Here is a 15,662-nt window from a genome sequence, read left to right as displayed (position 1 = left end):
TAAAAAATGAAAAAACTTTTAGTCTTTAGTTGTATTTTGATTGGAATGATTACCAATGCTCAGACCAACAGATTCTTTTATGAATATAAGTTTATACCTAACTCCAATGATAAAACGGATATAAAAACGGAAATGATGTATCTGGATATAGATAAAAACGGATCTTCTTATTACAGCCGTGACAAATATATTGCTGATTCCACGCAAAGGGCGGATCTGGAAAAACAGATCAAGACATTTTCAGGAAATATAAGCATCAATAAAAGAGAAAAACCGGGGCAGGTTTCTTATAGAGTAACCAAGTCTTATCCTGATTTCAAGACTTATCTTTTCAGAAATATTTCCAGCGATTCTTATAAAATAAAAGAAGATAAAAAGCCTGAATGGAAAATACAGTCTGAAAAACAAAAAATTGGAGAATACACAGCTCAGAAAGCCACTACAAGTTTTGGCGGTAGAGAATGGATTGCCTGGTTTGCCGGTGATCTTCCTTTCCAGGACGGACCGTACACTTTTTACGGATTACCGGGACTGATTGTTAAAATAGAAGATACAACAGGTTCTCATGTAATGACTCTGGTAGGGAATAAAGTCCTTCAAAGTAGTAAAGCTGAGGATAAGGAGCTGAGCTTACCAGAAAATATCAAATTATTCGGAATGGGAGGCAAAGAAATTGAAGTGACGAAAGATCAGTTTAAAAAAGCATGGAAAGCATACGTAAATGATCCTACAAAAAATATGAGGGAAATGATGATGAAAAACGATGGCAATACGAAAATGGTTTTTAAAACGAAAACAGCTGATGGGAAAGAGATTTCAGATCCAAACCAGGTGTTCAGGGAAATGGAAAAAAGAACCAAAGAAGGTTTAGCAAAAAATAATAATCCTATCGAACCGGACCTAGTAAATTAAAATACATATATTTTCTAATTGAAGCAGGAGTGATAAAATTTTCCTGCTTTTTCTTTATACAACAAACCAATCCAGTTTAATAAAAAAAATTATCTTTGAAAAAAAATCAATATGAAGAGAATTATTTTGGGAGTTTTTTCTTTTTTTAGTGTTTTCATGCTGGCTCAGAATCAGCGTTTTATTTATGAATACAAATTTGTAGCAGACTCTACAGACAGAAGCAAATCTGATCAGGAGATCATGTATCTGGATATCGCTAAAAAAGGATCAAAATTTTATAGCAGAAAAAGCTTTACCGCAGATTCAATAAGAGAAGACAGAATCGCAAAAAATATGCATGATTTTAGCGGAATAGATTATGGGAAAATATCTTTCGCCGTTGAGAAATCATATCCTGACTATAAAGTTTTGTTTTTTAATCAATTAGAGGTGGATCATTATAAGGTAAATGACCAAAGAAAAATGGATTGGAAAATACTTCCTGAAAAAGAAAAAATTGGTGAGTTTAATGCCCAGAAAGCAAATGTAAGCTTTGCAGGGAGACAGTGGACTGCCTGGTTTGTACCCGATCTTCCTATTCAGGATGGACCCTATAAATTTCACGGACTGCCGGGAATGATTATTAAAGTAGAGGATAAAACCCAATCTCACTCTTTTGTTCTGAAAGGCATTGCAAAAATTCCCGATAATCAGGAATGGAAAAGTGATGCAGAAAAGAAAATATTCGGAAACCTGTTTGAAGTAGATCCGGATAAATATAAAAAGCAGTTTGTTGATTACAGAAATAATCCTACCAAAGGGATGCGACAGATGATGTCCGGAAATACGAAAGTAACTATTGTAGACGAAAGCGGAAAGCCTCTGGATCCCGAAAAAATGTTTAGAGAACGGGAAAAGAAAGCGAAAGAAGAAAATGCAAAAAACAATAATGTTCTTGAATTATATTTACTCAGATAAAAAACGCGCGAAACTGAAAGTTTCGCGCGTTTTTTATCTTGAACTTAAAGAAAGATTCCTTAAGCTAATTTCTGAGAATCTGCAATAAACTGAGCCAATCCGCTGTCTGTTAACGGGTGTTTCAACAAGCTCAAGATCGGAGGCAGTGGAGAAGTGATTACATCTGCACCAATCTTCGCACAGTCGATAATATGCATGGAGTGACGGATAGAAGCTGCTAAAATTTCAGTTTCGTACATATAATTATCAAAAATCAGTCTGATTTCCTGAATTAAATTTAATCCGTCAGTAGTAATATCATCTAATCTTCCCAAGAAAGGAGAAACATAAGTAGCCCCTGCTTTAGCTGCTAAAAGAGCCTGTCCCGGAGAGAAAATCAGTGTACAGTTAGTTTTGATCCCTTTATCAGAAAAATATTTTAACGCTTTGATACCATCCTTAATCATTGGAATTTTTACCACGATATTTGAGTGGATTGCCGCCAATTCTTCCCCTTCTTTGATCATTTCTTCATACGTAGTCGAAAGAACTTCTGCTGAAATATCTCCGTCTACGATTTCGCAGATTGCTTTGTAGTGATTTTTGATCGCTTCAGCTCCCTGAATGCCTTCTTTTGCCATTAATGAAGGATTGGTAGTAACCCCGTCTAAAATTCCAAGGTCTTTAGCTTCCTTAATCTGATCTAAATTGGCTGTGTCAATAAAAAATTTCATTTGTTTTCTAGATTTATTGGTACAAAGATAATCATTCCTTTGTGAGTGGAAAATTAATTTAGAACGAGATTGGGATTCCTGCTTCTGGTTTTTGTATTAAAAACTTAGTGCAATTAATTTAAAGATAACATTAATTACTTAAAATTCCCTTCAGCTTGGAGGGTAGCGAAAATTCAAAGAATTTTTGACGGGGTGGTTTAAAAATAATTAAATTTATAATAATGAAAAATCAATTCACAGCAAAGCTGGAAATCATAGGAATCAACCCTTTTGTTTTTCTTCCCGAGGAAATTTTGCATGAAATTTTTGAAGCTTCCGGAAGAAATAAAAGCCCGATTCCGGTAAAAGGAACTGTAAACGGTAAAGAATACGCGCAGAATCTCATGAAATATCTTGGAGAATGGCGATTGTATATCAATATGATGATGCTCAAAGATTCTCCGAAAAGAATAGGGGAAATTATAGAAATCTCTGTTGAATACGATAATTTGGAGAGGACAATTTCCATTCATCCCCAATTGGAGAAAGCGATACGAGAAAATCCAGTGGCTTTAAAAAATTTTGAAAGTTTAATTCCTTCAAGGAAAGCAGAACTTATCCGCTATATCAATAATCTTAAAACTGAAATAAGTATTCAGAGAAATATAGAAAAGATTATAAAGCATTTGCATGGTGAAACTGATTTTTTCGGAAAGAAAATAAATTAAAAAGGTTCAGAAATTAATCTGAACCTTTTTAATTATCTATGAATTTAAAGCTTTATTCAATTTTACAGCATCCTCGTTAGTAGGGTCATACTGTAAGGATTTGGCAATATGCTCTTTTGCTTTATCTGGATTATTTTTCTGCTCAGAAAAGGCAAGATAAAAATAAGCATACGCTAGGTTTTTCTTATTCTGTTCAACCTCTTCTGGTTTTACTGTTGCTATATACTTTTCATAGGCAAGTTTTGCATTTACATCATCTTTTGCAGATTGATAAGCATAAGCCTGGCTATAATATGATGGTGCCCAATCCGGAAGTAAAACAGATATTTTTTTCCAGGTATCTATTGCATTGGTCCAATCTGAAGCTTCCTGATAAGCAGTGGCTAATTTTGCCAAGGCATTGGCATCTTTTGGATTGGCTTCAACTTGTTTTTTAAGACCATCAATAGTAGCGTTACCTGTATTTTGAACTGTTTTCTGAGGATCTGCCTGTTGTGTTGTCTGGCCGTTTGCCAAGCCTAAACCTCCTGCGAATAATAAACCTAAAATCAGACTTTTTGTGTTCATTTTAATCATTTTCATAACATTATATTTTCGAATTGTGATATAGAAAGTTCAATAATAATTCCATAAAAACCCAAATTTTAGAACCCTTAAGTTTTTTTAGAAAATATTAAGAGGATTGTATCTTTTTTTATCGAAATTTTTGATTCGGTGCGGTTTCAGTTATCTTTGTATCTGAACTTTTAATCAAATATATTTATATGAATATCATATTGGCTTCCACTTCCACACTTTTCGGAGGAGAATATCTGGAATATTTAAGAGAAGAATTAATTCAGTTATATAGCGGAATAGATGAAATAGTATTCATTCCTTTTGCGAGACCAAGCGGAATTTCTCATAATGATTATACGGCAAAAGCACGCTCTTTTTTTGAAACCATCAACATAAAAGTGAAAGGTCTTCATGAGTTCGAAAATAAAATAGAAGCTTTAAATAATGCACAAGGATATTTTACAGGAGGCGGAAACACTTTTTTGCTGGTAAAAACTTTGCATGAAGAAGGAATAATGTCTGTTCTAAAGCAGAATATTGAAAACGGAAAACCCTATTTGGGATGCAGTGCGGGAAGCAATATCGGCGGACAAAATATGAAAACAACGAATGATATGCCAATTGTTTATCCGCCAAGTTTTGATTGCATGGGATTGGTTCCTTTTAATTTGAATCCACATTATTTAGATCCGAATCCTGATTTGAAGCATAATGGAGAAACAAGAGAAACAAGAATCAAAGAATTTTTAACGCAGAATGACCTAAAAGTTGTGGGGCTTCGTGAAGGAAACTGGATCAGAAGAATTGGAGACAGGATTACTGTTGAAGGCAACGAATTGACCCGGATTTTTGAAAAAGGTAAAGATCCTTACGAGATTGAGGCGGGTGCTGAACTGTAATTTTATTTAATTATATTTGAATTAAATAATGTGGTTTCTGGATCACATTTTAAGGTAAAAGAATACTTCACTTCGTTCAGCATCTCATAAAAAGAAAATAAAACGCAATGAAAAAAACATTTGCAGTTCTTACTTTATCAACACAAATTATTTTTGCTCAAAATATATCAGAGAAATTGGATGCAGCTGCAAAGAATCTGATGAATTCTTCCGGAGCAATTGCTTCCAATCTGTCATTTTATGTATCGGATGAAGAAGGGAAACTCATTTATGAATATCAGGGAAATAAAGGCCTTTCTACGGCTTCTACCCAGAAAATATTTACAGCAGCTGCAGCTTTGGAAACATTAGGCAAAGATTACACCTATAAAACGACTTCGAGCTATTCAGGAAATATTTCAGGCGGTAATCTGAATGGAAATCTCTTTATCAGTTCTAATGGAGATCCTACCTTAGGAAGCTGGAGATATGAATCTTTTAAACCCGAAAACTTTAAAAAGAAACTGATTGAAGCTATAAAAAATGCCGGAATTACAAAAATTTCAGGAGATTTGGTTATTGATGATTCTTATTTTGACCATCAGACGATTCCCGGAGGCTGGCCTTGGGATGATCTTGGGAATTATTACGGAGCCGGAGTATGGAGTGTGAACTGGAGAGAAAATCAGTTCGATGTGAATATCAATGGAACAGATTTTAAGAACTTCTCTTATCCTTTGGCCGGAATAAAGTGGCTGAATGATCTGAAAACCGGAGGGGATTCTGACCAGAGTCTGGTGTTTACAGCGCCTTATTCCGATGTCGCTTTAATCAATGGGACTTTACCTGCAGGAAAAGTTACAACCGTTTCGGGCTCAGTACCGAATCCGCCTTTGCAGTTAGGAACAGAAGTAAAGCAATGGCTAAAAGAGTCGGGAATTGATTTTTCAGGAAAAGTAATTACCAATTCTCAGCTTGAAATTGAAGGAAAAGCAATACTATCTTCACCTAAAAATAATATTATTCTTACTTATCAATCACCTACATTAGATAAAATAGTGTATTGGTTTCTGAGAAAAAGTGTGAATATGTATGGTGAAACTTTAGTTAAAACATTAGGAAAAGAGAAAAAGGGTGATTCCAGCTTTAAAAGCGGAGTTGCCTATCTAAAGGAATTCTGGAAATCAAAGGGGATTAACGGAAATATGATCAATTTTGCCGATGGAAGCGGACTTTCTCCTCAAAATTATGTTTCTGCAAAAGCCGAAGTTCAGGCATTATTGTATACTAAAAAGCAACCTTGGTTTGATGCTTATTATGATGGTTTTCCGGTTCAGGATAATGGCCTTAAAATGAAAAGCGGAACGATGAAAGATACCAAATCTTTTGCGGGTTTTCATATGGCTAAAGATGGAAAAAAATATGTATTTTCGATTATCATCAACAATTATCAGGGAAGCGGAAGTACAGAGCTTCAAAAAATCCTGAATGTTTTAAAATAGCTTGCTTTGAAAAAGAAATCCATATTTTCCAGATTCAACAACTGGTTTATTTTTTCTCTTATGACGCTGGTCGTTGTGTCTATCGTTATAGCATCAACGTTGGTCGTTAATTATTTAAAGAAAGAAGAAGTAAAAAGGGTTGATATTTTGGTGAATGCTATCAAATTTCAACAGGAAGTAACCACTCCCAGTCTGGAGGTTCAGGAATTGCTTTTGACGATCTACAGCTCCAATACGACAATTCCGCTCATTATTTTGGATAATAATGACCAGCTTATAGAATACAAGAATTTACCTAAAGAGATCAATGATAAGCCTAACGAAATTATTGCTTTAGCTAAAAGAATGGAGAAAAAATATCCGGCCATTGAAATAAAAATTTTGCACGGAAATAATCAGTTTGTGTATTATGATAATTCAAGAATTCTTAATAATCTTCAGTATTTTCCTTTTCTATTAGGACTGTTTGTGCTGTCTTACTTCTTATTTTCTTTTTGGTTTCTGAGAACCATTAAGAAAACTGATGAAGGGTATCTTTGGGCTGGATTGGCAAAAGAAACGGCACATCAGATTGGGACGCCTCTTTCTTCAATGATTGGATGGATGGAAATTATGAAGCTCGAAAATCCTGAGTCTGAAGGTGTACACGAGATTGAAAAAGATATTGAACGCTTACGTACCATTTCGGAAAGATTTTCTAAAATAGGTTCTGTTCCGGAGCTTAATGATAAAAACTTGAATGAAACCATTCAGGAGAACTATGATTATCTGAAAACGAGGATTTCAAAGAAAATCAATTTTACGTTACATCAGCCTACTTATACTATTTTGGTTCCGCACAATAAAATACTGATGAGCTGGGTGATTGAGAATCTGGTGAAAAACGCGGTAGATGCAATGAAAGGACAAGGAAATTTGCTCATGACTGTTTTTGAAAGAAATAAGAATATTATCGTTGAAGTAAAAGACGACGGAAGCGGAATGACGAAGCAACAGGCGAGAAATGCCTTTAAGCCAGGATATTCGACTAAAAAACGAGGTTGGGGATTAGGATTGTCATTAGCTAAAAGAGTGATTCAGGAATATCACAACGGAGATATTAAAATTGTTCAGACAGAAGTGGGAAAGGGAACTACGTTCAGAATTACGATCAGAAAAACTGAAGGGGAAAAAGTTTAAGTATTTATTATAACACCATAAGGAAATTTGTCATTCAGAAAGGTGCGAAGCAGATTGATGAATCTAAAAGATTCCTCGATTCCTCGGAATGACAGATTTTGGAAGGATATTTTATATTCTTTTTAATGAATTTCACCTTAGTATTCTTAAAATCTTAAGGCACCTTAATGGTTAAGTTAAACTACTTTATAAATAAAAAAGCGAGGAAATTTCCTCGCTTTTCGTTTATTTTTTACCGGTTAACCATTGGTTTTGCAGCTTTTGTTCTTCTGCAGTCGGACTGGATTTAAACTGAAGACTTTCCATCGTCATTTTGTCAAGAATAGCTTTTCCTTTCAGCTCCATTTTAGTATTATTTCTTAAAATGGTAACTGTAACGTTTTGGCCTTCCTTGATGGTTTTAGAATAATCAATAAACGCCTGTACATTTTGGATATTGATTGTTTTGCCATCTAACGCAACAACTTCATCCGTAGCTTTGAAACCGATGCTTTTTGCAAATGGGGATAAGGCCGAGCTTTCATCAAAAACAAAGGTATTATTCTTATCATTATACCCCGTTTGATTAGGATCTTTGATAAACCAGAAAATAGGCGGAGTTTCCTGTTTTTTGATCTCTACACCCACCATGCTCAGGTACTTTTCATACGGGGTAGGTTCGCTTCCTGAGATATATTTGTTGTAAAAATCTTTTACCTGTGGATAACCTGTAACCGCTACCAGTTCGTCAACAAGCTGATCATCTTTGAACGGTTTATTTTCTCCGAATCTTTGGGAAAGTTTGCGGATCATATCACGGTAACCCATTTCTCCGTTGGATAATTTTCTTAATTCAATATCAAGACACATCGCAAGAAGGGCTCCTTTTTCATAAACATTTCTGTATTGGTCTTTATATTCATCCTTAAGAACATTTTTACTCATTACCGTAAAAGGCATTGTGTCGTTGTAGTTCTTAGAATTAGCAATTTTCTCGCTCATTCTCTGAAGGAATTCATTTTTGGTAATCAGTCCTTCTTGGATCTGGAATAGATTAGCAAAATACTCGGTTCCTCCTTCATACATCCATAAATGCTGAGACATTTTCGGATCTGCATAATCAAAGTAGTGAATTTCCTCAGAATGGGTCTTTAAAGGATTTACCGTATGGAAAAACTCATGGGAAACCACATCGGTAATAGTTTTATCGATCGCTTCTTTTGGCATCATTTCCGGCAATACAACACTGGTGGATTCATGGTGCTCCAATGCTCCGAAACCTTTAATTTGCGGTCCTTCTCCTCCTGAAAGGTAAAGCATGATCGCATATTTTTTATTGGTATTCATATCACCCAAAAATTTCTTCTGGGCAATGACCATTTTTTCTAAATTATCTTTAAAATCTGCCGCTTTGTATTTTCCCGTCGGAGAATAAACTCCTAGCACAAGATCCATTCCTCCTGCGTTGAATGTAATGTAGTCGGGTTTGGTATACATTAGTGGAGAATCGGTTACTTTCGCATAATTGGCTAAGGTAAATGTATCCGTAGATTCAGACTTATCCTGATCTACCAAAGCCGTGGTTCCGTAAAAATCAGTTGGTTTCTGAATGATCAGCTGATAAGGTACATCCTGCATATTATCAATATATCCGATAAAACCGTGAGTGTTGATCAGGTAAATTTTTCCTTCTTCAATATCTGTTCCTGAAGGCGAAAATACCGCTTTGTGCTTTGAAGTATCCATTTCATCATCAAAGCTGTCGTTTACCAGGTAAGTGATTTTGCTTAAGTTCTGAGCATTTTTAAGAGAGTAAGTATTGTCATTAACTTTTGTAAAAGCGATTTCTTTTCCTTTATTGTCAAAAAACTTGATCCCTTCCACAAATCTTCCGTAATCGTCTACAGAATAGGTTCCTGGTACGGTTTTAGGAAAATGGAATTTTATATCTCCCGATTTCATTTTCGGGAATTCCATCGTTACGGCAACTTTATCGTTTTTTACATTGACAAGATCAATGGTTGTCTTAATAGATTGGGCATTAAGCCAGAAAGTGGCTAAAATCCCTAAACTAAGTGCAATTTTTTTCATTGAGTTTAAATTATAGTTAAATAGTTGTTTTTTTATTGATTTTGTTACGAATGGATGTATTAAAGTTTTCTTAAAACTAAAATTAGGAATATCAAAAAAGAAGAGCAAACTTTCAGTTTTGCTCTCTTGTATTCATTATCTATTAAGCTTTCACATAATTAATGTAGTAAGCATTATTGAATTCAACGGGAGTACCTTTCTTCAGTTTTATGGTCTGCCATTCTTCTGTCGGGTTGATAACCTGCTCTCCGTCAATTTTTACAGGAAGTTTGAAGTTTTTAACCACATTCGTATAACGGAATTTCAAGACATTGCCGTTTTGAGAATATTCCAGTGTCGGGATTTTTGCTGTTCTTAAATACTGGTTAAATATGCTTGAAAAATCGATCCTGGCTTTTTTTGAAATGTAATTTTCAATTTCTTCAGTAGTAACTGTTTTATGATAAAAGTCTTTATTTAAACCTCTTAAGATCTGTCTGAATTTTTCGTCATTATCAATCACCTGGCGAATGGTATGGATCATACTTGCTCCCTTATAATACATATCTCCGCTTCCCTCATTTCTTACCCCGTATTTCCCGATGATCGGAATATCGTTTTCTATACTGTTTCGAATACCTACAGCATAGAGGTCTGCCGATTTTTTATCCATGTATTTTTCGGTAAAAAGAACTTCGGAATACATCGTGAATCCTTCGTGAACCCACATATCTGCCTGATCTTTTGCTGTAATATTATTGGCAAACCATTCGTGGCCGCTTTCGTGAATGATAATGTAATCCCAGTTGAGTCCGACTCCCGTTCCCGAAAGATCATTTCCCAAATATCCGTTGAGGTACTGATTTCCATAAGCTACATTACTCTGATGTTCCATTCCCAAATACGGAGAATCTACCAGTTTGTAGGAATCCTCATAAAAAGGATAGGCCCCAAACCAATATTCAAAAGCGGAAAGCATAGGTTTCACCTGTTGGAATTGTTTTTTAGCTTTCTCTAAATTATAGTCCAAAACCCAGTAATCAAGATCAAGTTTTCCTTTTTCTCCGTTAAAAGTATCTTTAAAGTTTACATACTTTCCAATATTCGGAATAATAGAGTAGGCATTGATCGGATTTTTTACTTCCCAGGTGTAAGTTGTTTTATCACCAATAGTTTTTGTATTAATTAATCTTCCATTTCCGACACCCACCAAATCTTTTGGAGTGATAATTTTCATCACAACGCCGTTGTCAGGTTCATCGCTCCAGATATCTTTTGTAGGCAGCCAGATTGAAGCACCGATTCCTTCATCAGCAACACTCATCCAGGGATTTCCGTTCTGGTCGTTTGTGAAAACCCAGCCTCCGTCCCACGGTGCGTGTTTAGCAATAGTTGGATTTCCGGAATAAGTGACATCAATTGTATATTTTTCTCCTTTCTTGAAGCTTTTTTTTGCTTTAATCCAGATGAAATCACCTTCCTGTTTGTATTCTGAGATCGGGAAGCTTGCAGTTACCTTATCAGCCTTCATCGGCTGTTGTAGATCAATCTGAAAGGTTGGATTGGTAATGTCTTTAATAATTTCAAAACTGATCGTGTTATTCCCTTTAATGCTTTTTTGAGCAAAATCAGGTTCAACAGATAAGTCATATTTCTTTACATCCCAAAAGTTTCGGAATATGGTATTGGAGCCTTTTAAAGTATCCTGTTTTGTGAAAGTTTTATCTTTCTCAAAGAATTGTCCAAATACAAGTCCCGAAGCAAATAAAAGGGTGTATGTCAGTTTTTTCATTTGAAATTAAATTAATGGATCAAAAATAAATAATTAATCGATTTTAAATTTAGGAAGTTTAAATTAATCGATTTCTTGATTAGACGGGAGAAATGAAGTTTTGTTACTTTTTAACATATAAAAATCCCGCAGATTGTTCCGCGGGAATATATTTAATTGATCTTTAATTAGTTTTGAACTGCGGGAAGATTACCTTCACGCTTCTGAACTTTTTTGTAAGTATAAGAGCACATCACAATACTGAATTCATATAATAGTAATAGTGGTAGTGCAGCCATCATCATACTTAAAACATCGGCCGGAGTAATAATTGCCGCTACCACCATAATTAAAACGATAGCATGTCTACGGTAGGTTTTCATAAACATAGGAGTTAAAATCCCGATGGAAGTAAGGAAATAAATAAGGATCGGAAATAAGAAAATTACTCCCATTCCTAAAACAACCTGTAAAAATAGTGTCGTATAATCGCTCAGATCATATAGAGGAACGATAATATCTGAAATCTTAAAAATAACTCCAAAGTTAACCGCAAAAGGAAGAATTAAAAAATATCCGCATAAAACTCCTGTCATAAATAGAATCCAGACAGAATTGATGATAAAGATCGAATTTTTTCTTTCTTTCGGATGCAAGGCAGGACTGATAAATCTCCAAAGTTCCCAGACAATATAAGGAAATGCTGCAACCATTCCTCCAAAAATAGAAACTGCCATCATGACATTAAACTGTTGATAAAGTTTACTCGCGCGAACAGGGAAATCTTTTGGAAGATGAATACTGTCTTCACCCAAAAGCATCTTGGAAAAGTGATTGACAATCTCGAACGTTGGAAAATCGTTTCTGGTAGGACCAAAAAAGATATGATCCATAATCCAATTGATGTTAAAGCCGACAACCAAAGCCGCAATGATAATCGCAATAATCGAGCGGATAAGATGACCTCTTAATTCTCCAATATGTCCAAGGAAGGACATGTCTTTAGCATCACTCACAGAATAATATTTTTAAGGCTTCAAATTTATGAAATATTTAAAGAAGTTAGAGGTTAGAAATTATAAGTTAGTTTATTCCTTCATCCAACAACTTATGCAGATCAATAATTCCGAAATATTTTCCGTTTTCTGTTACTACAAGCTGTCCGATATTATTCTCTTTTAAAATTTTCATGGCATCTTTTGCCAAAGCCGTTCTTTCAATTGTTTTGGGTTGAGCAGACATGATATCTTTTGCCTGTACTTTAGAAATATCATCCCCTTTCATTAACATTCTTCTCAAATCTCCGTCTGTGATCACTCCAATGATTTCATTTTCATTAGTTACAACCGTAATCCCGTGCCTTGAGCTGCTGATTGAAATAATGACATCCTTAATGCTGTCATTTTCCGTAACCTGTGGTTTTTGGGAAGAAAGGAAATCATTTACTTTTGAAATCAGGTTTTTACCTAGGCTTCCTCCCGGATGGAATTTTGCAAAATCATTCGCTCGGAAATCATTTATTTCCATTAAAGAAATGGCTAAAGCATCACCAAGAGCCATTTGTAATGTGGTGGAACTTGTAGGAGCCAGCTTGTTAGGACAAGCTTCCATATCTACATGAGTATTTAAGATAATATCGGAGGATTCTGCCAGTTTACTGTTTTTATTTCCCGTCATCCCGATCAGTGCAGAGGAATAATCTTTTAAGTAAGGAACAAGATTTACAATTTCAGGCGAGTTTCCGGATTGGGAAATACATAACACAACATCCTGCTTTTGGATTACTCCTAAATCTCCGTGAATGGCTTCCGAAGCATGAAGAAACTGAGAAGGAGTGCCTGTAGAATTTAAAGTGGCTACAATTTTATTTCCAACGTGCGCCGATTTTCCTATTCCTACTACAATTAATTTTCCCTGTGCAGAATGTATAATTTCTACAGCTTTTACAAAATCTTCGTCAAGTCTGTTTTTTAGTTTTTCAAGTTCTGAAATCTCTATTTCTAAAGTACTTTTTGCTATCGAAATGATATTGGCTTTTTCCATTTTACTTTTATAGGGCATACAAAAAATCTCTTAAAAAATGTTATATTTTAAAAACAATATTTAATATAAATTTTATTTTTAATAAATTCGTTCACTTTTATTTTAAGTGAAAAATTCATAACTTTGGGTTAGATGCAAATTTAGCAATAGAAAATTAGATGAGCGCAAAAAAAGCCAATTTATCAGGCGAATTGAAAAAATATTTCGGGTTTTCTACTTTTAAAGGACAACAAGAGCAAATTATAGAAAACCTGTTGAATGGGAAGGATATATTTGTGTTGATGCCTACAGGAGGAGGGAAATCCTTATGTTATCAGCTTCCGGCACTTATTTCGGAAGGTACGGCAATAGTAGTTTCGCCGTTAATAGCGTTAATGAAAAACCAGGTAGATGCAGTAAACGGACTTTCATCTGATGATGGAGTAGCCCATGTTCTTAATTCATCTTTAAATAAGACACAGACCAAACAGGTCTTTGATGATATTAAAAGCGGTAAAACCAAACTTCTTTATGTCGCTCCCGAATCTTTAATTAAAGATGATTATTTAGACTTTTTGAAAGAAGTGAAAATTTCTTTCTTTGCTATAGACGAAGCCCACTGTATCTCAGAATGGGGACATGATTTCAGACCGGAATACCGAAATTTGAAATCTATTATCGATAAAATTGCAGATGTTCCTGTAATTGCCTTAACTGCAACTGCAACGCCTAAAGTTCAGGATGATATCCAGAAGACTTTGGGAATGAGTAGCGCTTTAGTCTTTAAAGAAAGTTTCAATAGACCGAATCTTTACTATGAAGTACAGCCTAAAGTAAATGTAGATAAGGAGATTGTTAAATTCATTAATCAGCACAAAGGAAAATCAGGAATTGTGTACTGTTTAAGCCGAAGAAAAGTGGAAGAATTTGCGCAGCTTTTGCAGGTAAACGGAATCAATGCTTTGCCTTATCATGCCGGTCTTGATCAGAAAATAAGAGTCGCCAATCAGGATAAATTCCTGATGGAAGAAGTGGATGTGATTGTAGCGACAATTGCTTTTGGAATGGGAATCGATAAACCGGATGTTCGTTTTGTGATTCACTATGATTTTCCGAAATCTTTGGAAAGCTATTATCAGGAAACAGGACGTGCAGGAAGAGATGGAGGAGAAGGACATTGTCTGGCGTTCTATGATCCTAAAGATATTGAAAAGTTAGAAAAGTTTTTAGCTCAAAAGCCTGTTTCTGAACGAGAAATCGGATTGCAGCTTCTGAATGAAGTGGTAGGCTATGCCGAAACTTCAATGAGCAGAAGACAATATATTCTGTATTATTTTGGTGAAAACTTTGATCCGGTTAATGGGGAAGGCGCCAAAATGTGTGATAATTCATCAAACCCACCAAAGCTGAAAGATGCTACAGATGACTTGAAAAAAGTACTGGAGCTTATTAAAGATACCGGAGAGAAATTCAAATCAAAGGATCTGATTTCTGTAATTGCCGGAAAAGAAACAGCAGTGACAAAATCATATAAATTGGAGCAGAGTTCTTATTTCGGTTTTGGAAAACAAGAAAAGGATAATCACTGGAAAACTATTCTACGACAGGCAACGGTTCAGAATTTTCTGCAAAAGGATATTGAAACCTATGGCGTTTTAAAAATTGCCGAAAAAGGGAAACTGGTTTTGGAAGGTAAATTAGAACATTCATTCTTAATTGCTGAAGACCGGGAATTCGATTTAACTCAGGCTAAAGCGGAGAGTGATCAGATTCAGCAGCAATCCGGAGGCGGGTTAGATCAGAATTTATTTACGTTATTAAAAGATTTAAGAAAAAAAGTAGCCAAAAAACACGGAATTCCTCCTTACACAGTATTCATGGATCCGAGCTTGGAAGATATGACGGTTCAATACCCGATTACGGTTGAAGAAATTACGAAAATTTATGGAGTCGGTGAAGGGAAAGCTAAAAAGTATGGTAAAGAATTCGCTGATTTTATCAGTAAATATGTAGAAGACAACAATATTGAACGTACTCAGGATATGGTATTGAAGCAGGTGGCTAATAAATCCAGTCATAAGGTTTTCATTATTCAGAGTACCGATAAAAAAATTGATCTTGAAGATATTGCAAGAGCCAAAAATCTTTCAATGGATGAATTGTTGAAAGAAATGGAACGTATTGTTTATCAGGGGACTAAATTGAATATTGATTATTATATTGAAGATAATTTTGATGAAGATATTGTAGACGGCTTCATGGAATTTATGAACGAATCCGAAAGTGATAGTATGAAGGTTCTACTAGATGAATTCGGAGATGAGCTTTCTGATGAAGAAGTGAGAATGTTGAGAATCAAATTCATTAGTGACGTAGCTAACTAAAAATATAAACCTTGCCTGATTTATAGGTAA

Annotated in this window: 13 protein-coding genes; 7 read left to right on the top strand and 6 right to left on the bottom strand. The window is 35.0% G+C overall.

Annotation, left to right across the window (positions count from 1 at the left end):
- Nucleotides 1-6: 6 nt before the first annotated feature.
- Together CLV73_RS05265 and CLV73_RS05260 are read left to right on the top strand one after the other, a co-directional pair.
- Complete coding sequence (locus CLV73_RS05265; RefSeq protein WP_100375808.1) at nt 7-912, top strand: GLPGLI family protein; 906 nt, start codon at nt 7-9, stop codon at nt 910-912.
- Nucleotides 913-1,023: 111 nt separating this feature from the next.
- Nucleotides 1,024-1,869 (top strand): GLPGLI family protein, encoded by an 846-nt coding sequence (locus CLV73_RS05260; protein WP_100375807.1) that lies wholly within the window; start codon nt 1,024-1,026, stop codon nt 1,867-1,869.
- 59 nt (nt 1,870-1,928) lie between these two features.
- Here CLV73_RS05260 and fsa read toward each other — a convergent pair whose 3' ends face one another.
- On the bottom strand, nt 1,929-2,582 hold the full coding sequence (gene fsa, locus CLV73_RS05255; protein WP_100375806.1) for a fructose-6-phosphate aldolase: 654 nt from the start codon (nt 2,580-2,582) through the stop codon (nt 1,929-1,931).
- A gap of 221 nt (nt 2,583-2,803) precedes the next feature.
- Between fsa and CLV73_RS05250 the strand changes: the two genes are divergently transcribed.
- Nucleotides 2,804-3,289 carry a YdeI/OmpD-associated family protein gene (locus tag CLV73_RS05250; RefSeq protein WP_100375805.1) on the top strand — a complete coding sequence of 162 codons (486 nt, stop codon included), beginning with the start codon at nt 2,804-2,806 and terminating at the stop codon, nt 3,287-3,289.
- A gap of 36 nt (nt 3,290-3,325) precedes the next feature.
- Here the strand turns inward: CLV73_RS05250 and CLV73_RS05245 are convergent, their stop codons facing one another.
- Complete coding sequence (locus CLV73_RS05245; RefSeq protein ID WP_228424238.1) at nt 3,326-3,856, bottom strand: tetratricopeptide repeat protein; 531 nt, start codon at nt 3,854-3,856, stop codon at nt 3,326-3,328.
- Between the two features lie 197 nt (nt 3,857-4,053).
- Between CLV73_RS05245 and pepE the strand changes: the two genes are divergently transcribed.
- The 3 genes from pepE to CLV73_RS05230 all read left to right on the top strand — a co-directional run bounded on the left by pepE (nt 4,054) and on the right by CLV73_RS05230 (nt 7,406).
- Nucleotides 4,054-4,746, top strand: a complete 693-nt coding sequence (pepE, locus tag CLV73_RS05240; protein ID WP_100375803.1) for a dipeptidase PepE — start codon at nt 4,054-4,056, stop codon at nt 4,744-4,746.
- A 107-nt stretch (nt 4,747-4,853) separates the two neighbouring features.
- Nucleotides 4,854-6,227 carry a D-alanyl-D-alanine carboxypeptidase/D-alanyl-D-alanine endopeptidase gene (gene dacB / locus CLV73_RS05235; protein WP_100375802.1) on the top strand — a complete coding sequence of 458 codons (1,374 nt, stop codon included), beginning with the start codon at nt 4,854-4,856 and terminating at the stop codon, nt 6,225-6,227.
- A gap of 6 nt (nt 6,228-6,233) precedes the next feature.
- Nucleotides 6,234-7,406 carry a sensor histidine kinase gene (locus CLV73_RS05230; RefSeq protein WP_228424236.1) on the top strand — a complete coding sequence of 391 codons (1,173 nt, stop codon included), beginning with the start codon at nt 6,234-6,236 and terminating at the stop codon, nt 7,404-7,406.
- A gap of 225 nt (nt 7,407-7,631) precedes the next feature.
- Here the strand turns inward: CLV73_RS05230 and CLV73_RS05225 are convergent, their stop codons facing one another.
- The 4 genes from CLV73_RS05225 to CLV73_RS05210 all read right to left on the bottom strand — a co-directional run bounded on the left by CLV73_RS05225 (nt 7,632) and on the right by CLV73_RS05210 (nt 13,269).
- Nucleotides 7,632-9,476, bottom strand: coding sequence for a M61 family metallopeptidase (locus CLV73_RS05225; RefSeq protein ID WP_100375800.1), 1,845 nt, complete (start codon nt 9,474-9,476; stop codon nt 7,632-7,634).
- A 142-nt stretch (nt 9,477-9,618) separates the two neighbouring features.
- Nucleotides 9,619-11,247, bottom strand: a complete 1,629-nt coding sequence (locus tag CLV73_RS05220; protein WP_100375799.1) for a M1 family metallopeptidase — start codon at nt 11,245-11,247, stop codon at nt 9,619-9,621.
- 167 nt (nt 11,248-11,414) lie between these two features.
- Nucleotides 11,415-12,242 carry a twin-arginine translocase subunit TatC gene (gene tatC / locus CLV73_RS05215; protein ID WP_185116756.1) on the bottom strand — a complete coding sequence of 276 codons (828 nt, stop codon included), beginning with the start codon at nt 12,240-12,242 and terminating at the stop codon, nt 11,415-11,417.
- 67 nt (nt 12,243-12,309) lie between these two features.
- The gene (locus CLV73_RS05210; RefSeq protein WP_100375798.1) at nt 12,310-13,269 is read right to left on the bottom strand and encodes a KpsF/GutQ family sugar-phosphate isomerase; all 960 of its coding nucleotides are present in this window, start codon (nt 13,267-13,269) and stop codon (nt 12,310-12,312) included.
- A 158-nt stretch (nt 13,270-13,427) separates the two neighbouring features.
- Between CLV73_RS05210 and recQ the strand changes: the two genes are divergently transcribed.
- Complete coding sequence (recQ, locus tag CLV73_RS05205; protein ID WP_100375797.1) at nt 13,428-15,632, top strand: DNA helicase RecQ; 2,205 nt, start codon at nt 13,428-13,430, stop codon at nt 15,630-15,632.
- The last annotated feature ends 30 nt before the right edge of the window (nt 15,633-15,662 follow it).

The sequence above is a fragment of the Chryseobacterium geocarposphaerae genome, assembly GCF_002797535.1.
Taxonomy (GTDB): Bacteria; Bacteroidota; Bacteroidia; order Flavobacteriales; family Weeksellaceae; genus Chryseobacterium; species Chryseobacterium geocarposphaerae.
This window is presented reverse-complemented; position numbering and strand designations above follow the sequence as displayed.